Below are 20,091 nucleotides of genomic sequence, written 5' to 3' on the forward strand. Positions count from 1 at the left end.
TTCTAATTACTTGAACTGGAGGAAGTCGACGACGAGCTGCTGGAGCTTGACGTAGACGAACTAGTCTTTGTGGTTACTTGAATCCGTGTTTCACTCGGATTGACCAAGCCAGGTAGACCATCTCCTTGAACATCTACTGGATTTAAGGAAAGAGTTCCACTATAATTTCCACTGATGACCTCACTGGATGGGAAGACTGCTTGGACATGATCAATGCGACTCAAGGTTTCTTGATCACTCGTCACTTCTACTTTAGTGGTTTCCAGAGAAATATCCGTTACTGTGATTCCATTAACAATTTGATTTTCTGGAATCGAGGCTCTGACAGCAAATGTTTTTTTCGCTTTCTTCCCGATTTTTACAGAAACTTTCTGAGGCTCTACGGTTGCTGTCAACCCAGCCGGAAGATCTTCCACAATCAAAGGAACTTCGACAGTGCCTTCCTTGACCTTGCGAAGATCCGCTACTACCCGAAACTTCCGAGTCCCCGGTTGCATCTCACTAGCAAGAGCCACTCGATTTGACCCTTTCAGAAAGACCGTTACCTCTGATGTTAACCCGCTAACAAAGTACTTGTTGTCATTATATTTAGCATCAATCGGAATATTGGTCAAGGTATTGGTGTAGGTTTCTGAACTAACTTGCCTGGCGCTACTATTATTTTGATAATTAAAAGAAGACGCATTGATAAACAAAATAAAGGACAACAAGACGGAGGCGAAAACATAAAGAAATTCTTTTTTTGATCTCATTTTGTGACCCTCCCAAATAGACGTTCTTTCCAACTATTCGGTTTATTCTCTTCAGGAACCAAGAAGGCTCTCAATTCAGTTTCAAACTCTTCTAAGCTCAAATCATGACGGAAGGTTCCATTGTAGGTTACAGAGATGCCACCCGTTTCTTCTGATACTACAAATGTAAAGGCATCAGAAACTTCAGACAAGCCGATCGCTGCGCGGTGTCGGGTACCAAATTCTTTTGAAATTCCAGTGTTTTCTGTCAAGGGTAGGTAGGCACATGAAACGGCAATTTTGTCATTACGGACAATGACGGCTCCATCATGTAGAGGCGTATTGGGAATAAAAATATTGATTAATAACTCTCCTGAAATATCAGCTTCTAAAGGAATCCCTGTAGAAATATATTCTTGAAGAGTTCTAGCTCCCTGAATGGCTACCAAGGCTCCAATCTTACGTGGGCTCATATAAGCTACTGCCTTGACATAGGCCTGTACCATCTTTTCTTCCTGACTAACTTCACTCGTCATAAAGAATTCTGTTGCACGCCCCAGTCGCTCCAAGCCAACTCGAATCTCGGGGGAAAAAATCACAACCAGAGCAATGACCCCATAAGTAATGACTTGATTAATCAACCACGAAATGGTGGTTAGACCTAAGAAATTAGCTAAAAACTGAACCAGGAAAAAGATAATGACACCACGCACCAAAATCATGATCTTGGTCCCCACAATAGCCTTGATCAAAAAATACAACAACCAAGCTACCAGGGCAATATCGATGATATTGATAATGATACTCCACCAATTCGGGAACAAACTGGTCCAAAATTGTGGATTTGTAAACTGTTGAACATTCATATTCTCATACCTACCACTTCTCTAAAAGACATCAACCTATTATAACATGTTTCAACAGATTTTTCTGTAACCTTCTGATGCTTTTTATGATAAAATATGATTTATGAAGATAAAAACAACCTTGGGCGTTCTAGCAGGTAAACTTTCCGGCTCTATCCTTGAAAAAATGGGGCGTGGATCAACTCTACCAGGTAAATTAGCCCTTAAATTTGATAAAGATATTCTCAGTCAACTGGCCAAAAACTATGAGATTGTTGTGATTACGGGGACAAATGGAAAAACCTTGACCACTGCGCTAACAGTTGGCATTCTCCAAGAAGCTTTTGGACCAATTTTAACCAATCCAAGTGGGGCCAATATGATCTCGGGAATCACGACGACCTTCTTACGGGCCAACCATTCGAAATCGAATCGCCCGATTGCGGTACTTGAAATCGACGAGGCTAGCCTCTCTCGGATTTGTGATTACATCCAGCCCAGCCTGTTTGTGGTCACCAATATTTTCCGGGACCAGATGGATCGCTATGGGGAGATCTATACAACTTACCAGATGATTTTGGATGCCATTCAAAAGGTTCCAACTGCAACAGTTTTGTTAAATGGTGATAGTCCGCTCTTTAATAGTCAAACCTTATCCAATCCAATCCAGTATTATGGATTTGATACAGATAAATCAGAGCCACAACTAGCCCATTACAATACGGAAGGAATCCTCTGCCCGCATTGCCACAACATTCTCAAGTACAAGCTCAATACCTATGCTAACCTTGGTGACTATGTTTGTGAACACTGTGGGTTCCACCGGCCTCCTCTGACTTATGCCGTGTCCGACTTACTGTCTTTAACCCATCGCTCTTCCCAATTCCGGATCCAAGGCCAAGACTACCACATCAATATCGGTGGTCTCTACAACATCTACAATGCCTTAGCAGCTGTTTCCGTTGCTGGATTCTTTGGGGTTCAACCTGAAGTCATTAAGCAAGGATTTGATCGCAGCCGCGCTGTCTTTGGCCGTCAGGAAACCTTTAAGATTGGGGATAAGGAATGTACCCTAGTCCTGATCAAAAATCCAGTTGGAGCTACTCAGGCTATTGAAATGATCAAACTAGCGCCGTATCCCTTCAGCTTGTCTGTTCTTCTCAACGCCAACTACGCGGATGGGATCGACACCAGCTGGATCTGGGATGCGGACTTTGAGCAAATCACCCAGATGGACATCCCAGAGATCAACGCCGGAGGAGTGCGCCACTCTGAAATCGCTCGGCGACTCCGGGTCACAGGCTACCCGGCTGAAAAAATCACAGAAATGGCAGCATTAAAAGAGGTCTTCCAACGCATCCAGCAACAGGAAACCCCTCACGCCTATATTTTAGCCACCTATACGGCCATGCTAGAATTCCGTGAATTGCTAGCTCAAGAACACCTGATTGAAAAGGAGATGAATTAATGACCTATACTTCACTACAATCCCCTGATCAGGAAAACTACCAATACGAATTGAGAATTGCCCATCTTTATGGGAATCTGATGAATACATACGGGGACAATGGGAATATCCTCATGCTCAAGTACGTTGCGGAAAAACTTGGAGCCCATGTCACAGTGGATATCGTCTCTCTCAAAGACCGGTTCGACCCTGATGCCTACGATATCGCCTTTTTCGGTGGAGGTCAAGACTACGAACAGACCATTGTATCAGAAGATCTACCAGATAAAAAAGAAGACATCGAACGCTTTATTGATGAAGATGGTGTGGTCCTTGCTATCTGTGGTGGCTTTCAACTTCTAGGCCAGTACTACATTGAAGCCTCTGGCAAGCGCATTGAGGGCCTTGGTATTATGGGACATTACACTCTCAACCAAGAAAACAATCGCTATATTGGCGACATCAAAATCCATAATGAAGAGTTCAACGAGACCTACTATGGTTTTGAAAACCACCAAGGTCGGACCTTCTTGGCAGAGGATGAAAAACCGCTAGGCAAGGTCGTCTACGGAAATGGGAACAATAAAGAAGATGGGTGCGAAGGCGTTCATTACAAAAACGTCTTTGGTAGCTACTTCCACGGTCCTATCCTCTCTCGCAACGCCAATTTGGCCTATCGCTTGGTGACAACAGCTCTGAAGAAAAAATATGGACAAGACATCGTCTTAGCAACTTACAATGATATCTTAAGCCTTGAAAAAGCAGAAGAATATACTGATGTGAAAAGCAAGGCTGAATTAGAAGAATAGGGAGACAAAATGAATAAACGAAAACTACAATATGTTGCACTACTGATTGCAGTCTTGCTTATTGCGATTATTTCCTTGGCCAATATGCAAACGGTGACTGTGAACTTTTTGCTGGTCCAATTTAAACTGCCTCTCATCATTTTGATTCTGGTTTGTGTCCTTCTCGGATCGTTGGTGACTTTCTTAGTCAGTCTTCCAAAAAATTTCTCATTAAAACATGAGTTAAAAACTGCGAAAAAACAACTAGGACAAAAGATGTCAGGTGATAAAGAAGAAAAAATAAAACAAATCGAAAACTAAAAAGCACCAATCGGTGCTTTTTTCATGTTGTTCTAATGACTTTTTGCATGCAATTTTTTTGCGACTACTTGTGCTAATAGTGAAAAGAGAATAACTCCAGCTCCAATGAAAAGAAAAGATACCATGCGGACACTTGGCAACCAAGTCATCAAGCCTTTAGCGATGGGCATAAAGAGAATGGCTAGGGTAAAAATAGTGCTTAAGACCCTGCCCAGGTAGTCTCCTTCCACCTTGGTTTGCACTTGGGTAAAAAAGTGGATATTAAAAATTGTCATAAAGAGTTCACAGACTAAATTTCCAGAAAAGGAAAGAAGGTGAGGAAGGGGCAAGCCCATCATGAATACTCCCACTCCTGTTAAAATCAATAAGAAGAGAAGCATCTCCATGCTTGATTTAAATTTATTGGCGATCAAGGCTCCGATGATGGAGCCAATAGCGCCCAAAGTTAAGATGGTCGCATAAGCACCCTTGACCCCGTAGAGTCGATTGGAAAATGGAAGTAAAAACTCAAAAGCTGCAAAAAAGAAATTGACGCTGGAAGCTACCAAGAGAAGGAAGAAAATCTCTTTCTGATGCCAGATATAGTGCAGTCCATCCTTGATATCAGAAAAAATATCTTTTCCCGTGAACCGTTTCTTTTCTTGAACTTTGGCTTCTTCTTTGGGAAGGAATGCCACTAGGACAAAGGCGATGAAAAAGGTCAGCGCATCTAGTAAGAGGGTCGCATGAAGACTGGCAAATTGTAAAACAAGGAAAGAGAACACAGGTGAGCTAACACCAATAACCTGTAAGACCAACTCCAAGCGTGCATTATAGGTCACAATCTCATCCTTCTCTACGACTTCAGTGATAATGGCTTTGTTGGCCGTACGAGAAAATGCAAAGGCAATGGCCTGGACAATATTGGCAACAATCAAGGCTGCAATCATCCAACGATCGTTCCTGATAAAAGAAATCGCTAAACAAAGGAGACCACAAACCAAGTCGGTTGTCATCAAAATCTTGCGACGGGAAAAACGGTCTGAGATCACGCCACCAAAGGGATTGACTAAAATAGAGGTGACAAGTTCAGAAATCTGATAAATCCCCAATACTGTCTTTCCTATAGTCCCCATCGAGGCCAGCCAGACACTGTTCCCATAATCATAGAGCATATTTCCCATTCGATTGATTGCTCCACGAGCAATTAATTGGACTGCATGTCGCTTCATAAAAAAACCTCCTTCATTTTCTGAAACTATTGTATCAGTTCATGAAAGAGGTTTTCATTTTATCCCCTATTTGGGAAAATTAGTGTTTTACAATTTTATAAAAGGATCCCTACTGTTCTTTTGATTGAAGCTGCTTAGCTACTAGCTGAGCCAAGAGTGAAAAGAGAATAACTCCAGCTCCAATCAGGAGAAAGGATTCTACTCGGACACTTGGCAACCAAGTCATCAAACCTTTGGCGATGGGCATAAAGAGAACAGCCAAAGTATAAATCGTACTCAAGACTCTCCCCAGATAATCATCTTCCACCTTGGTTTGCACTTGAGTAAAAACGTGGATGTCGAAAATGGTCACAAAAAATTCACAGACCAGATTTCCCGAAAAGGAAAGATAAGTCGGAAGAGGCAAGCCCATCATGAACACTCCTACACCTGCCATAATCAGTAAAAATAGCAGAATTTTCATACTTGATGTAATTTTATTGGCTACAAGTGCTCCTAGAATAGATCCAATAGCTCCCAATGTTAAGATGGTCGCATAAGCCCCCTTGCCCCCGTATAGTCGATTGGAAAATGGAAGTAAAAACTCAAAAGCCGCAAAAAAGAAATTAACGCCGGAAGCCACCAACAAGAGAAAGAAAATGTCTTTCTGATGCCAGATATAGTGCAATCCATCCTTGATATCCGAACAAATATCTTTTCCCGTGAACTGTTTCTTTTCTTGAACTTTGGCCTCTTCTTTCGGAAGGAATGCCACTAGGACAAAGGCAATGAAAAAGGTCAGCGCATCTAGTAAGAGGGTCGCATGGAGACTGGTAAATTGTAGAACTAGGAAAGAAAACACGGGAGAACTGACACTAACAACTTGTAAAACCAGCTCCAAGTGCGCATTATAGGTTACAATCTCTTCTTTCTCCACAACTTCTGTAATAATGGCTTTATTGGCAGGTCGAGAAAAACCAAAGGCAATGGCCTGAACAATATTGGCAACAATCAGAGCCGCAATCATCCAACGATCATTTCTGATAAAAGAAATCGCCAAACACAGGAGACCACACACCAAGTCGGTCGTCATCAAAATCTTGCGACGAGAAAAACGGTCTGAAATCACCCCTCCAAAAGGATTCACTAGGATCCCTGTCACTAACTCAGAAATCTGATAGATCCCTAATACCGTCTTTCCTATAGTCCCCATCGAGGCCAGCCAGACACTATTCCCATAATCATAGAGCATATTTCCAATTTTGGTAATCGCTCCACGACTAATTAATTGGACCGCATGTCGGTTCATAAAATCTCCTTTATCTCTCCTATTTAGGAACATTCATTTTTTACAAATTTATCAAAGTGTTCTTGATAGTAAGCTACCTGCTCTGGAAGACCTAGCACATCAAAAATATGCATAGCCTCTTGCATTTGCTGACTCCCTTCTTTCTCTTGCCCCTTCTGATAGAGGGCAAATCCCTTGAGGTAATGAAAGACATTGCGCTCGTAGAGTTTGATGCTCTTGCCGATAATCTTTTCCACATAGGCCTCAAAATAACTAGCACTTTCAAAAGAACGGTGTTCTAAACAATGCTGGTAACAATTGAGGGCTAGAATCAAGACCAGTTTTCGATGGCGACCAATTTCCTTGTAGAAATCTTCCCGCTCCATCACTTCTCTACCAAGCCGAGTGACATAATCCACATCATAAAAGCTATAGAGATTACCAAAGAGGATCAACTCATACATGGTCCATTCTTCTGTCTGAAAGAGATAGTCCGCCACTTTTTCCAGATCACTTTGCTTCATCGTGTAGCTGGCATCTCTCTGGCAAATCAGCCCTTGTAACAAAATCCAGTTCAATTCAAAATAAAGGGGATTGGTCGAACGTTTAGCCTTTTCAAGTTGTTCTCCTTGAAGCCTTTGAAAACCAGCAATATCATTTGCATAGTAAAGTGGAATAATCTGAGCCATCAAGGCCACATGCTCATGGTGTTGGAAATTTCTGGCCTTATCCATAAAATTTTCAATCGTCACATGGATATTGTCCAAAATTTCAAAGAAGCGCGACGTAGCCAGATCCGACTGCCCCAATTCAAAACGGGATAACTGGGAGGTCGAGCAAGCTTCTCCTGCAGCTTCTTTCAATGAATAATTTTTACTGATTCGAAATTCACGAAAAACTTTGCCTAAATCTTCCATTTGATTACCACTTAAATTCCTTTAAGTACCTTTCTAACTCTTGCAAGTATCCTTCGTAGAATCCATGTTCTTCTTTAACGGAAACATCTAATTGTCTTAAGTAAGAAATCAGCCAATCAACCAATAGATCATACTGATGAAGAGGTAGGCGTTTCATCTGCTCTTCAACAAAAGAAATGGCCTCCGCAAAGCGCTGCTCTTCTAAAACTTGCTGAAGATAGTGATTCCCGTTGATGAGTTTTCCTTCCTCATCCTCGTACTGCCCCAAATCTAAATTCTGAATATGCAGGCGCAAAGTTGTACCAATCATGTCGGCTACACCTTTAATCTGCTTCATAAACCAATCATTTTCAGTCATCACAATGTTCTCCTTAGGCAAATTAGAAAACTACACTTACTGTGCTAGTTCTTCCCAATCTAGCATGGCTTCTTCTTGGATGGCGGTCAGCTGGTCGATTTGCTACTGGCTCTCCATGAGTTCGCCGGTTTCATTGGTGGCCTGCAGCTTCTTTTTACGAATAATTTTTACTGATTCGAAATTCACGAAAAACTATGCCTAAATCTTCCATTTATTCCACCTGCTCTGACAGTTCTGCCCACTCTTCCATGACCGCTTCCTGTTGAATAGTCAGTTGGTCTAGGTCACTCTGGAGTTGAACTAAGTCGGCTGCATCATTGGTGCTATGCATGGTCTCAGTAATGGCTTGGATTTTTTGATCCAGCTCTTCCATCTCTGCTTCCAATTGCTCAATGCGACGGGTGATTTTGCGGAGTTCCTTTTGGTTTTGCTTTTGCAAGTGATAATCATTGCTGGTGACTTCTTCCGTTGAAGAAGCGGCCTCGGCTTCTGCTTGCGCTGTAGCAAGGGCCTCTAACTCTGCTTTTTTCTCCAGATAATAATCATAGTCTCCCAGATAAAGGGTCGAGCCCTCTTCTGAGAGTTCTAAGACTTGGGTCGCTACCCGATTGATAAAGTAGCGGTCGTGGCTGACAAAGAGCAGGGTCCCATCAAAATCAATCAAGGCATTTTCTAGCACTTCCTTGCTATCGATATCCAAGTGGTTAGTCGGCTCATCGAGAATCAAGAAATTGTTATTTTCCATAGACAGCTTGGCTAGAAGCAAACGCGCCCGCTCTCCACCTGACAGCATGCCGACGGTTTTCTTGACATCATCGCCAGAGAAAAGAAAGGCTCCCAGGCGATTGCGAATTTCTACTTCTGGTGTCAGTTTAAAGTCATTCCAGAGCTCATCCAAGACACTATTGTGAGGGGTTAGTTTACTTTGGGTCTGGTCATAGTAGCCCACCTCGACATTGGCCCCAAAACGGGCTTTCCCCTTGATAAAAGGAATTTGCCCGACAATAGACTTGATAAGAGTAGATTTCCCGATCCCATTTGGTCCCACAATAGCGACCGCATTCATCTTACGGATATCCAGATTGATCGGCTCGGACAGGATTTGATCATCATAGCCGACAGCTGCCTCTTCTACTGTCAAAACGACATTGCCAGAGGCCTTATCAGAATGGAAGGTCATATGGGCAGACTTGGTCCCAGCTTCGGGCTTGTCTAGGCGCTCCATTTTTTCCAACTGCTTACGACGAGACTGGGCCCGCTTGGTGGTCGACGCTCGCACCAAATTGCGATTAACAAAGTCTTCCAGCGCTGCAATTTCTTTTTGTTGCTTCTCGTAGTTCTTGGCTTCGGTCAGAAGCTTTTGCTCTTTTTGCTCGACAAAGCCGGAGTAATTACCGACATAGCGATCTAAAGAATGCTTGGTCAAGTCCAAAGTAATGGTTGCGACCTTGTCTAAGAAATACCGATCGTGGCTGACAATGAGAAGGGCCCCGCTATAATTGACCAAGTAATTTTCCAACCAGGCAATGGTCTCAATATCCAAGTGGTTGGTCGGCTCATCCAGTACCAAGAGATTTGGTTTTTCCAAGAGCATCTTGGCCAGAGCCAGACGGGTATTTTGCCCACCAGATAACTCTTCAATCTTCATCTGCCACATGGACTCATCGAACTTGAAGCCGTTGAGAATCGCGCGGATATCTGCCTCATAGGTGAAGCCACCAGCTTGACGAAATTCTTCCGATAAACGGTCATAATCCTGCATGAGTTTATCTAAGTCAGCCCCAGTTTTTTCCCCCATCTCAAGCTCCATTTGACGTAAGGCTTTCTCGGTCTTTCTGAGATCGTCAAAGACATGGAGCATTTCATCGTAGATGGTATTGGATGACTCAAAGCGGCTATCTTGAGCTAGATAAGAGAGAGAAAGGTCCCGCTTTTTATTGATTTCCCCAGAAGTCGGCTCTTCTTCTCCCACCAAGATTTTTAAGAGCGTCGACTTGCCAGCTCCATTCTTTCCGACCAGGGCAATCCGGTCCCGTTCATCCACTTGCAGGCTGATATTATCAAAAAGAACCTCCCCTGCAAAAGAGCGTTCAATTTTGTTGGCTTGTAAAATAATCATGTCCTTATTTTACTATCTTTTTTCAGATTAAACAAGGAAAGACGAGCCATCAAAAAAATCCTGAGCCCTTGGGGCCCAGAACTTTTCAATGATAGATTGTATTTTATTCTTCCTTGTACAATTGTCGAACTGCCTCTACATCGGAATCTTGAATACTATAGAAAGAGCCAGCCGGTTGCATAACCGATTCTCCATCAGTGTGGTCCAAACCAATGGCATGGCCTAGCTCATGCTCAGCTGTATTAACAATTCGTTCATAACTGTAGTTATAAACGTAATTTAACAGATAATGGCGATTAAGACGAATCGTGATATGGGTGAAGCGGTTGGTTAAGAGGTTTGTTTGAGAGGCAGTCTCTCCTGCTGCAGAAACGGATGCGTTATCCATCTCAGTCAAGACGACATTGGCTTCTTTTTCGTTCGTGACCAATTTAAAGGTAAAGGCTCCTGTTTGGTTCCAAGCCTCAATCGCATCCCGATAAGCTTTTATAAAGGTTTGACTGATATTGGGATCTAGATAAACCGTAGCCTCTGCTTTTTCCCAGCGAGCACCGCTATGCTCATGATTGTCTGTCTGCGTCGTCTGTGAACTAGGTGCCATTCCATAGCGCGATGTAAAGCCTTGATCTCCAAACAAATTCCCGACTTGATAGACAACCTTTTGGGCGGCTCGGCCAACTCCATCCATACCAGAACTAGGGGAATCAGTGAAATAGATAATCCCCACTAAAATTAGAAAACTGATCGCAATTGTCCAGAAAAATCCCCAAAAAAGACTCCAAGCCATGCGAAGGCTTCCTCTGACAAATCGAAAAATGGTTCTCATACATTCTCCTCTCTCTTAAAGAAGGTATGCCATTGTAACACCTCATTCTTAAAAAAAGCTTAAGCCAACCCACTTTCTAGCTTATTGATGAACGGTTACTTTTCCTGTCTGGTAATCCAGGCTAATCCCACTTTGAACATTAGGAACAAAAACGTTAAACTCAAGGGTTCCATCACTCGATTTGGCTTCAATCTGTGATCCTAATGGAATCAGATCTTCCGACTGATTGTAGATCAAGGTGACCCGATAGCGGATCCGCTTGTTCTTATCCAATGCTTTCCGAACTAGGGTCTCATAATAGTTTTGACCAGTGGAATGAGGATCATTGGCTTGATTGGACCAAGCCGTTTGCACAGCGATATTTTTGGGATTACTAGTCGAAGCATCAAAACCTTTGAGATTACCGATCAAGGCATAGCCCAATAGGTGGCCTCGATCAACCGCATGGTCATACTCGCCGGACAGATTATGGACTTGGTGCCAACCTGCTGGTTTCCAATCCGTTAGGCCACTGCCGGTTGCATCCCGATCTCTGTACTGCCGAGTCGCCTTGCTCATGATGGCATTGGCAACTGTCGGTACGGTCTTTCCATTCACTTCTTTTGTCTTGTTATCCGCATAAGGTTGACTAGCCACACTAGCATCTAAATTTGTTCGATTCCCCTTAACTACAAAGGCTCCAGCTCCGTTCCATTCCAACTCATTCCCCAATTGCGAACGGGCAGATTTCGTTAGCACCGAGCTGGCTAATTCCTTACTCGGTGATTCATTTTGGCTACTAGTCACCACGGAAACAACCTGATCCGTCGCTTCTTTTACCGTCGGTTGATTAAAATAATAACCACCGATTGCTAGGGCTGTTGCCACCACAAACCCCGCTAGTGTTTGTTTCGTACGTTTTGTTACTGTTTGTTTTGTCATGCCTCTCTCCAAAAAAGAGCAGCGCTAGATGGGTCTCTGACTCGATTCGCTGCTCTCCTTTTTACTCTATTTTATTTAAATCTTATTTGCCTGTGAGCTTTCCGATGATCTCTGACCAGGTATCAGGAGAGAGAATGGACCATGGATTTTTTCCATCTCCAATCACCCCATAGCCAATGACCAAACCAACCGCAAAAATGATGATTCCGATCACAGCTAAAAGAAGGACAATTCCTAGCTGTTTGCCTACATAGCGAAGATTAGTTTTCATCGTCTGCTTCCTCTACACGTTTCACGTCTGCACCTAGTGCCACCAATTTCTCATGGAATTGGTAATAACCGCGGTCTAAGTGGCTTAATTTGCTGACTTTCGTCTCTCCTTCTGCCACTAATCCCATCAAAACAAGCGTTGCACTTGCACGCAAATCGGTCGACATGACCTCTGCCCCCTGGAAGCTTTCGCCTCCTACGATGCGAGCTGTATCCCGCATAATGTCTGAGTGAACCCCCATCCGACGCATTTCTTCCAAATGCTGGAAACGATTCTCAAAGACGGTTTCAATCATGGTAGACTCACCTTTAGCCATAGCCATCAAGGCTGTGAATTGAGCCTGCATATCTGTTGGGAATCCCGGGTAGGGAAGAGTCTTAACAGTCACTGGACGAAGCTTACTGATATCGGATTGAATCCGAATCCCATTTTCTTCTTCCGTTACCGTCACGCCCATCTCCTGCATCTTAGACAGCAGCGGACGATTGTGTTCCCAAATGGCATCTTCGATCAAGACATCTCCACCAGTCATGGCTGCCCCAATCATAAAGGTCCCAGCTTCAATGCGGTCTTGCACAACATTGTGGTCTGCCCCGTGCAAGCTCTCCACACCAACGATGGTCAAGGTCTCAGTTCCTGCCCCCTTGACATTAGCTCCCATTTTATTAAGCAAAAGTGCTAGGTCAACAATTTCAGGTTCACGAGCTGCATTTTCAATCACCGTCACTCCATCTGCCAAGGTTGCGGCCATCATAATATTTTGTGTCGCACCTACAGATGGGAAATCCATATAGATATGCGCTCCATGAAGTCGATCTGCTTTCGCTTCGATATAACCAGCTGTTTGGGTAATTTCAGCTCCCATGGCTTCCAGACCTTTGAGGTGGAGGTCAATCGGACGACTACCGATTGTACAGCCTCCAGGCATGGAAACTTTGGCATGGCCATTCCGTGCCAATACAGGACCTAGGACAACAATCGATGCCCGCATCTTGCTCACATATTTATAAGGTGCTTCCTCAGACAATTCTGCTCGGGCATCTACAACAACCGTATTCTCTTCTTCGTTGAAGGTCACCTGGGCATTCAGACCACGAACGACATTGTTCATTGTAAAGACATCAGATAAAACCGGTACATTTTTCAAGGTTGTCACGCCTTCACTTGCTAAGACTGTTGCAGCAAGAAGAGGAAGGACAGCATTCTTCGCTCCTTCGATTTTGACGGTTCCAACCAGTCTATTATTGCCACCATTAACGATTATTTTTTCCATACGGGATTGTTCTCCAATTTCTTAAAGTCACGCCTTCTATCATACCATATTTTTTACAAAATGTGGCTAGAATTGGCCAATAAAAATCTGCCGACTCATTTCATACACACTGATAAAAAACGAGCTGGCTAAATAGCCCATTCCAACACTAATCATCAAGATCAAAAAACGGATTTTAACTGCATTTTCAGCATTTACTTTTAAAATCTTTTCCCATTGAACCAGGTTCAAGAGGAGGTAATAGGCAAAAAAGATAAACAATAGATGGCTTGAAAGGTTAAAAATCATTTGAATCATACAGCTATTATACCATAATTCATTCCCACTTTCTTCTTTTGATTCTTTCCTTTCGATCCCAATAAAAAAATAAGGTGAGGATAAAACCTCCACCTTATTTTAACTGTTTTATAACCGATTTCCGACATTAATCCGGTTAATAGCACGTTGAAGAGCAATTTTAGCACGACGCTCCATATCAACCGAATGTTGATCTCTTGCTTCTTCAAGGGCCTTTTCTGCACGTAATTTTGCACGTTCAGCCCGACTAATATCAATGTCTCGGGCGCGTTCAGCTGAATCCGCTACAATGGTAATGACATTATCAGCTACTTCGATAATTCCACCGTTAACTGCAATCCAATCAATGTGTTTGTCATCATCGACACGACGAACCTTGACTTGGTCTACAGCTAAAACCGCAATGGTATTGATATGACGAGGTAAAATCCCTAATTCACCATCAATTGTCTTGACAGATACAAATGCGGCATGATGATCATAAACCAGTCCATCCGGTGTAACGATTTGGACGTTCATTTGACTCATCTTTCACCTCTTCTTAGAATCCCATTTTTTCAGCTTTTGCAATCACATCTTCGATCGAACCAACTCCACGGAAGGCATCCTCAGGCAAGTGGTCATGCTTCCCATCCAAAATTTCTTTAAAGCCACGAACAGTTTCTGCAACCGGTACATAAGAACCTGGTTGACCTGTAAATTGTTCCGCCACGTTAAAGTTTTGAGACAAGAAGAATTGAATACGACGAGCACGAGCCACCAAGGTCTTTTCATCATCAGACAATTCATCCATTCCCAAAATGGCAATGATATCTTGCAGTTCATGGTAGCGTTGAAGGACACGTTTGACCTCAGAAGCCACTGCATAGTGCTCTTCTCCGACGATGTCTGGAGAAAGGGCACGCGAGCTAGATGCCAATGGGTCCACGGCTGGATAAATCCCCAATTGAACCAATTTACGCTCCAAGTTGGTTGTTGAGTCCAAATGGGCGAAGGCTGTTGCTGGGGCAGGGTCGGTATAGTCATCGGCTGGCACGTAGATAGCCTGGATCGATGTAACAGAACCTTTCTTGGTTGAGGTAATCCGTTCTTGCAATTGTCCCATTTCAGTTGCCAAAGTAGGTTGGTAACCCACGGCAGAAGGCATCCGTCCCAAAAGGGCTGATACTTCTGAACCGGCTTGGGTGAAACGGAAGATATTGTCGATAAACAAGAGAACATCTTGACCTTCTACATCACGGAAGTATTCCGCGATAGTCAAACCAGTAAGAGCTACACGCATCCGTGCTCCTGGTGGTTCGTTCATTTGTCCAAAGACCATGGCTGTTTTTTCGATAACGCCAGATTCCTTCATTTCCCAGTACAGGTCATTCCCTTCACGGGTCCGTTCTCCAACTCCGGTAAATACAGAGATCCCACCGTGCTCTTGGGCAATGTTGTGGATCAATTCTTGAATCAAGACGGTCTTTCCAACTCCGGCACCACCGAAGAGTCCGACCTTCCCACCTTTCAGGTAAGGAGCCAAGAGGTCAATGACCTTGATCCCTGTCTCAAGAATTTCTTCTGAAGTAGAAAGCTCATCAAAGGATGGAGCTTTTTTATGAATGGATTCACGAGGAGCATCTTCTGGGAATGCTTCTTCCAAGTCAATGGTATCTCCCAAGACGTTAAAGACCCGTCCAAGAGTTTCTTTTCCGACAGGTACAGAGATTGGACGACCAGTGTCCAATACTTCCATCCCACGAGTCAAGCCATCTGTTGATTCCATGGCAATGGTCCGAACGACACCATCCCCAAGTTCAAGAGCTACTTCAAGAACGACTTTTGATTTTTGTTGGTCATTTTTATAGACTACAAGCGCATTATTAATCTCAGGGAGTTTATCGCCCGCAGCAAAAGCTACGTCAACGACAGGACCTACAACCTGAGAAATTTTGCCTAAACTCATGTCATTCTCCTATTCTATTAAGTTTCTAAGCTTGTGAATACATACCATCAAGCTTAATTTTGTATTGTTAAAATGTGCATCGAATCAACTACTCAAGCGCACTCGCTCCTGCAACAATTTCCGTAATTTCTTGCGTAATGGTTGCCTGACGAGCACGGTTGTATTGAATGGTCAATTCATCAATTACCTTCTTGGCATTGTCTGTTGCGGTTTGCATGGCCATCATTCCGGCAGCATTTTCAGCTGTTTTGGCATCAATGATAGCTCCATAAATCATACTTTCCGCAAACTGTGGAAGCAATTGATCCAAAATCGCATCGCGGTTTGACTCCAACTCCAGATTCAAAATATAATCTTCATCTGCTTCATTGGGGTCCAAGTCAATGATCGGAAGCATTTGCTCTACCCGCAATTGACTGGTCAAACTATTGACGTGGTGATTATAACAGACATACAATTCATCAAACAATTCATTTTGATACATTTGGACTGTCTTATTGATGATCTTCCGCACTTCATCAAAGCTTGGTTGATCCGCTAGGCCACGTAGTTCATAAACCGGCTGAATGCCTCTTGCTCTAAAGAAATCTGCCCCAATACTTCCAATACAGATGACTTCAAAATCCTCACCCGTTGGATGGTATTCTTCCTTCAATTCCATGACTGACTTGAGGATAGAGGCGTTGTAGCCTCCCACTAGTCCACGGTCAGAAGTGATGACAATATAAGCAGACTTTTTGACCGGACGACTCTTTAAAAATGGATGGTACTTAGCATTCTCAGCCTCGTGTCCATGTAAGAGGTCTGTCAATAGTTTACGAACCTTAGATGCGTAAATTTGGAAGTCCTTGGCAGCTTGCTCAGACTTCCCAAGTTTGGCAGCAGATACCATCTGCATAGCATTTGTAATTTGACTGGTATTCTTTGTCGATGCAATTTTATTTTTTATATCATTTAAAGAAACTGCCATCTGCCACTCCTATTTCTATTTGAAACTTGATTGGTTGACAAAGTCAGTAATCACTGCATCCATTGTTTCTTCACTTGGAAGATCTTTGGTCGTACGAATGGTTTCAAAGATATCTGCATGATGTGCTTCTACAAAGGCAAACAATTCCTCTTCAAAGCGAAGGATATCATCAACTGGTACACTATCCAAGAATCCATGTGTCAAAGCATACAAGATCACCACCTGTTTTTCAACAGTTAATGGTTCATGAACCGGTTGTTTCAAGACTTCTACTGTCCGGCGACCACGGTTCAACTTAGCTTGAGTAGCAGCATCCAAGTCACTACCAAACTTGGTGAAGGCTTCCAACTCACGGTAGGAAGCTAGGTCAATACGGAGAGTCCCCGCAACCTTCTTCATAGCCTTGATTTGAGCTGATCCACCAACCCGTGACACAGAGGATCCCGCATCGATGGCTGGACGAATACCTGAGTTAAAGAGACTATCTTGTAAGAAGATTTGTCCATCTGTGATCGAAATCACGTTGGTTGCGATATAAGCAGAAATATCTCCTGCTTGTGTTTCAATAATTGGAAGCGCAGTGATGGAACCACCACCTAATTCATCTGATACTTTCGCAGAACGTTCCAATAAACGGCTGTGAAGGTAGAAGACATCTCCTGGGAAGGCTTCACGTCCTGGCGGACGACGAAGAAGAAGGGACAATTCACGGTAAGCAACGGCTTGTTTTGACAAATCATCATAGACGATCAAAACGTGTTTGCCATTGTACATGAACTCTTCGGCCATCGCAACCCCTGCATAAGGTGCAAGGAATAGCAATGGAGACGGTTGTGAGGCTGATGCCGTTACCACAATGGTGTAATCCATGGCTCCATACTTGCGAAGTGTTTCTACTTGTGTCCGAACCGTTGATTCTTTTTGTCCAATTGCTACATAGATACAGATCATATCTTGATCCTTTTGGTTCAAGATGGTATCGATGGCAATCGAGGTTTTCCCTGTTTGACGGTCTCCGATGATCAATTCCCGTTGGCCCCGTCCGATTGGAACGAGGGCATCAATGGCTTTCAACCCAGTTTGTAGAGGCTCTGATACAGATTTCCGTTGCATAACACCAGGAGCTGGTGTTTCAACTGGACGGAATTTATCTGTCACGATTTCTCCCAAGCCATCCACTGGCTGACCTAGAGGATTGACAACCCGACCAATCAGGGCATCCCCAGCAGGGACTTCCATGATTTTACCAGTCCGACGGATCGAGTCTCCTTCACGAATATCCGTAAAGTCTCCGAGGATGATAATCCCGACATCCGTCGTTTCCAAGTTTTGCGCCATTCCGTATGAGCCGTTTTCAAAAATCAACAACTCACCACTCATTGCATTTTCAAGGCCATGAGCACGCGCAATCCCGTCACCAATATAGGTAACGACTCCGGTCTCTGTGACGTCAAAATTTGGCTGGAAATTTTCAATTTGTTGCTTAATTAAAGCGCTGATTTCTTGTGCGTTAATCGCCAAAATTCACACCACTTTCTATTTCAAATTTGCTTTTATGACTTGCAATTGACGTTTGAGACTAGTATCTAGGGTCTTGTGATTTGCTGAAACCACAAAACCACCAATCAAATCTGGATCCAATTTTTCTTTCAGCGAACGAACTTGGATACCAAACTTCTTTTCAATAATAGGAATCAATTTCTCTTTTTGAGCCTGATCGAGTCCTGCAACCGAAGAAACGGTTACTTCGAAACAGTTGCTCACCTGTTGAATTTGCTCCATACTAACTCTGACAATATCATAAAATAAGGCTTCACGATGATTGAGAATAACCACTTCAATCAAATGGTCTAGTAATGCTGAATCCGAGTTTTGGAAAAGTCGCAGACTCTTCGCCTTCTCTTCATCCTCTACACCGATATGAGCTAAAAATGCAGCAAGGCCTGTTTCCTCAAAAACTGCCTTTATTTGACTTAGTTGTTCATAAACGTCATCTTGCTGATTTTTTTCAAATACCAATTGAACAAAAGGCTGGGAATATTTCTCAATTACCATTAATTGCTTTTTGTCCATTAGGCATCTCCTAATTCATTTAGGTAGCGATCGATCAGTTGGCGATGGCCTTCAGAGTCCAACTGTTGGCTTAGCAGTTTACCTGCCAAGTTAACGGTTAGATCTGCGACATCTCCCTTGATACTGTTCATCGCTTCTTCTTTATTTTGCGAAATTTCTAATTGCGCTTTTTCTTTCAAGCGAAGGGCTTCTTGGTTAGCTTCACTGAGAATGTGAGCCTTATTTTTTTCGGCTGTTTCCTTGGCCGTTTCAAGAATCGTTGTAGCTTCTTGACGACTACCTGCCAACTCTGCTTCGCGTTTTGTAGCTAGTTCCTCAGCCTTTTTACGGGCTGCCTCTGCTTCGTCAATATCGTTGGTGATTTTTTCAGCACGCGCATCCAAAATACTGGTAATATTGCCCCAAGCAAATTTCTTTACTAAAAAGATTAATAAGAGGAAGGAACCAGCGATTAGTATAAAGTCACCAATAATGGTACCAATTGTTAAATCCATCTTCTACTCCTCTACTTACTCTTCCTCACCGTTTATTTTTTTACCTATGTACATGGATGACAACATGGTAAATACATAGGCCTGGATACATGAAATGAAAATCGAAAAGGCTGTCCATAACATGCTTCCGATAAAGGCTGCTGGATACCAATAAAAGGCTTGTTGAGACAAGGCTAAGAGCAAGCCTGCCAATACTTCACCGGCAAAAATATTCCCGTAGATCCGAATTGCTAAGGAAGCAAAATTGGTCACCTCTTCTAGGAGGTTCATCGGGGTCATAAAACCAGGAGTTGCAAAAGCCTTCAAATATTCCTTAAAGCCTCGACGACGAACCCCTTCTATATGTGCGATCAAGGTGATCATAAAAGAGAGAGATAAGTCATAGCCGAGGTTAGCCGTTGGGGAAGTCCACAAGTTATAACCATTTGTTGTTTGAATTTTTGCCATTAAGCCAATATTATTGGCAACCAAAATAAACATAAAAAGAGAAAACAAGAATAAAGAATAATTCTTCATATAATGCTCTCCAATGTTTCCCTTGGTAAAGCTAATGACAAAATCATAGATCATCTCAAGAGCATTTTGTTTGCCCTTGGGACGAAGGGTCATTTTGCGACTTGCCCAATAGACAAAGGCAAAGACCATCAGAACGGTTACAAGAGACATGGCAAGTAGGGTCAAATCAAAGGATACTGGTCCAATATTTAGGGTTGGATTCACACTTTCTTCCAAGGTTTGACACCTCCTTTCCTAAATAGAGAAGTCTATTTAATAACGAAGGCCATGGCCAAGGTTACGAAGAAGGTACCTTCTACAAAGGCGATCCCAAGGATCAAAAGGCTACGTAATTGACCGATAATTTCAGGTTGACGAGAAGCAGCTTTGAAAAGATTACTCATAATCAATCCTTCAGCAATGGACACGCCGAAGCAGGCAAAACAAAGACCTAAAAATGTTAAATTCATGATGAATTCTCCTTAAATAAATTTTACTCCCTTAGTTTACTCCTAAAAG

Annotated in this window: 23 protein-coding genes; 3 read left to right on the plus strand and 20 right to left on the minus strand. The window is 43.0% G+C overall.

Going from position 1 to position 20,091, the window contains the following annotated elements:
- Positions 1-2: 2 nt before the first annotated feature.
- A complete protein-coding gene (locus QM968_RS02760; protein WP_414382062.1) occupies positions 3-752 on the minus strand; it encodes a YbbR-like domain-containing protein in 750 nt (249 codons plus the stop codon).
- A complete protein-coding gene (gene cdaA, locus QM968_RS02765; RefSeq protein WP_414325242.1) occupies positions 749-1,597 on the minus strand; it encodes a diadenylate cyclase CdaA in 849 nt (282 codons plus the stop codon). Before cdaA ends, QM968_RS02760 begins: the two co-directional genes overlap by 4 nt.
- A gap of 103 nt (positions 1,598-1,700) precedes the next feature.
- Here cdaA and murT point away from each other — a divergent pair, with 103 nt between their 5' ends.
- Genes murT through QM968_RS02780 form a run of 3 tightly spaced genes read left to right on the plus strand, consistent with a single transcriptional unit; the run spans position 1,701 to position 4,132 of the window.
- The gene (murT, locus tag QM968_RS02770) at positions 1,701-3,044 is read left to right on the plus strand and encodes a lipid II isoglutaminyl synthase subunit MurT (RefSeq protein ID WP_414325241.1); all 1,344 of its coding nucleotides are present in this window, start codon (positions 1,701-1,703) and stop codon (positions 3,042-3,044) included.
- A complete protein-coding gene (gatD, locus tag QM968_RS02775; RefSeq protein ID WP_223355775.1) occupies positions 3,044-3,832 on the plus strand; it encodes a lipid II isoglutaminyl synthase subunit GatD in 789 nt (262 codons plus the stop codon). Before murT ends, gatD begins: the two co-directional genes overlap by 1 nt.
- A gap of 9 nt (positions 3,833-3,841) precedes the next feature.
- Positions 3,842-4,132, plus strand: a complete 291-nt coding sequence (locus QM968_RS02780; RefSeq protein ID WP_048689338.1) for a lipopolysaccharide assembly LapA domain-containing protein — start codon at positions 3,842-3,844, stop codon at positions 4,130-4,132.
- Positions 4,133-4,164: 32 nt separating this feature from the next.
- On the opposite strand, the gene QM968_RS02785 is transcribed toward QM968_RS02780, so the two are convergent.
- From QM968_RS02785 to QM968_RS02870, 18 genes are all read right to left on the minus strand, one after another.
- Complete coding sequence (locus QM968_RS02785; RefSeq protein ID WP_414382065.1) at positions 4,165-5,343, minus strand: MFS transporter; 1,179 nt, start codon at positions 5,341-5,343, stop codon at positions 4,165-4,167.
- A 109-nt stretch (positions 5,344-5,452) separates the two neighbouring features.
- The gene (locus QM968_RS02790) at positions 5,453-6,631 is read right to left on the minus strand and encodes an MFS transporter (RefSeq protein WP_414382067.1); all 1,179 of its coding nucleotides are present in this window, start codon (positions 6,629-6,631) and stop codon (positions 5,453-5,455) included.
- Between the two features lie 23 nt (positions 6,632-6,654).
- Entirely contained in the window at positions 6,655-7,527 is an 873-nt protein-coding gene (locus tag QM968_RS02795) for an XRE/MutR family transcriptional regulator (protein ID WP_414382070.1), read from the minus strand.
- Positions 7,528-7,531: 4 nt separating this feature from the next.
- A complete protein-coding gene (locus tag QM968_RS02800) occupies positions 7,532-7,885 on the minus strand; it encodes a hypothetical protein (protein ID WP_302991094.1) in 354 nt (117 codons plus the stop codon).
- 211 nt (positions 7,886-8,096) lie between these two features.
- Positions 8,097-10,004, minus strand: coding sequence for an ABC-F family ATP-binding cassette domain-containing protein (locus tag QM968_RS02805; RefSeq protein WP_414382074.1), 1,908 nt, complete (start codon positions 10,002-10,004; stop codon positions 8,097-8,099).
- Positions 10,005-10,107: 103 nt separating this feature from the next.
- On the minus strand, positions 10,108-10,830 hold the full coding sequence (locus QM968_RS02810; RefSeq protein WP_414382077.1) for a M57 family metalloprotease: 723 nt from the start codon (positions 10,828-10,830) through the stop codon (positions 10,108-10,110).
- An 81-nt stretch (positions 10,831-10,911) separates the two neighbouring features.
- Positions 10,912-11,751 carry a DNA/RNA non-specific endonuclease gene (locus QM968_RS02815; RefSeq protein ID WP_414382078.1) on the minus strand — a complete coding sequence of 280 codons (840 nt, stop codon included), beginning with the start codon at positions 11,749-11,751 and terminating at the stop codon, positions 10,912-10,914.
- A gap of 82 nt (positions 11,752-11,833) precedes the next feature.
- Positions 11,834-12,022, minus strand: coding sequence for a DNA-directed RNA polymerase subunit beta (locus tag QM968_RS02820; protein ID WP_003006464.1), 189 nt, complete (start codon positions 12,020-12,022; stop codon positions 11,834-11,836).
- Positions 12,012-13,295, minus strand: coding sequence for a UDP-N-acetylglucosamine 1-carboxyvinyltransferase (gene murA, locus QM968_RS02825; protein WP_414382081.1), 1,284 nt, complete (start codon positions 13,293-13,295; stop codon positions 12,012-12,014). The genes QM968_RS02820 and murA overlap by 11 nt, the downstream gene beginning before the upstream one ends.
- Before the next feature lie 66 nt (positions 13,296-13,361).
- A complete protein-coding gene (locus QM968_RS02830) occupies positions 13,362-13,592 on the minus strand; it encodes a DUF1146 family protein (RefSeq protein WP_414382084.1) in 231 nt (76 codons plus the stop codon).
- Between the two features lie 108 nt (positions 13,593-13,700).
- Positions 13,701-14,120 carry a F0F1 ATP synthase subunit epsilon gene (locus tag QM968_RS02835; protein WP_414382087.1) on the minus strand — a complete coding sequence of 140 codons (420 nt, stop codon included), beginning with the start codon at positions 14,118-14,120 and terminating at the stop codon, positions 13,701-13,703.
- Between the two features lie 13 nt (positions 14,121-14,133).
- Positions 14,134-15,540, minus strand: coding sequence for a F0F1 ATP synthase subunit beta (gene atpD / locus QM968_RS02840; RefSeq protein WP_135782010.1), 1,407 nt, complete (start codon positions 15,538-15,540; stop codon positions 14,134-14,136).
- A gap of 88 nt (positions 15,541-15,628) precedes the next feature.
- On the minus strand, positions 15,629-16,510 hold the full coding sequence (locus QM968_RS02845) for a F0F1 ATP synthase subunit gamma (RefSeq protein ID WP_223355781.1): 882 nt from the start codon (positions 16,508-16,510) through the stop codon (positions 15,629-15,631).
- Positions 16,511-16,525: 15 nt separating this feature from the next.
- Positions 16,526-18,031 carry a F0F1 ATP synthase subunit alpha gene (gene atpA, locus QM968_RS02850; protein ID WP_156676239.1) on the minus strand — a complete coding sequence of 502 codons (1,506 nt, stop codon included), beginning with the start codon at positions 18,029-18,031 and terminating at the stop codon, positions 16,526-16,528.
- A gap of 15 nt (positions 18,032-18,046) precedes the next feature.
- Positions 18,047-18,583 (minus strand): F0F1 ATP synthase subunit delta, encoded by a 537-nt coding sequence (locus QM968_RS02855; RefSeq protein ID WP_414382090.1) that lies wholly within the window; start codon positions 18,581-18,583, stop codon positions 18,047-18,049.
- Complete coding sequence (gene atpF / locus QM968_RS02860) at positions 18,583-19,077, minus strand: F0F1 ATP synthase subunit B (protein ID WP_006596626.1); 495 nt, start codon at positions 19,075-19,077, stop codon at positions 18,583-18,585. The genes QM968_RS02855 and atpF overlap by 1 nt, the downstream gene beginning before the upstream one ends.
- Before the next feature lie 15 nt (positions 19,078-19,092).
- Positions 19,093-19,809 carry a F0F1 ATP synthase subunit A gene (gene atpB / locus QM968_RS02865; RefSeq protein WP_126404016.1) on the minus strand — a complete coding sequence of 239 codons (717 nt, stop codon included), beginning with the start codon at positions 19,807-19,809 and terminating at the stop codon, positions 19,093-19,095.
- Between the two features lie 32 nt (positions 19,810-19,841).
- Complete coding sequence (locus tag QM968_RS02870) at positions 19,842-20,042, minus strand: F0F1 ATP synthase subunit C (RefSeq protein WP_006596628.1); 201 nt, start codon at positions 20,040-20,042, stop codon at positions 19,842-19,844.
- Between the last annotated feature and the right edge of the window lie 49 nt (positions 20,043-20,091).

The organism is Streptococcus sp. OMI870, assembly GCF_047460295.1.
GTDB lineage: Bacteria > Bacillota > Bacilli > Lactobacillales > Streptococcaceae > Streptococcus.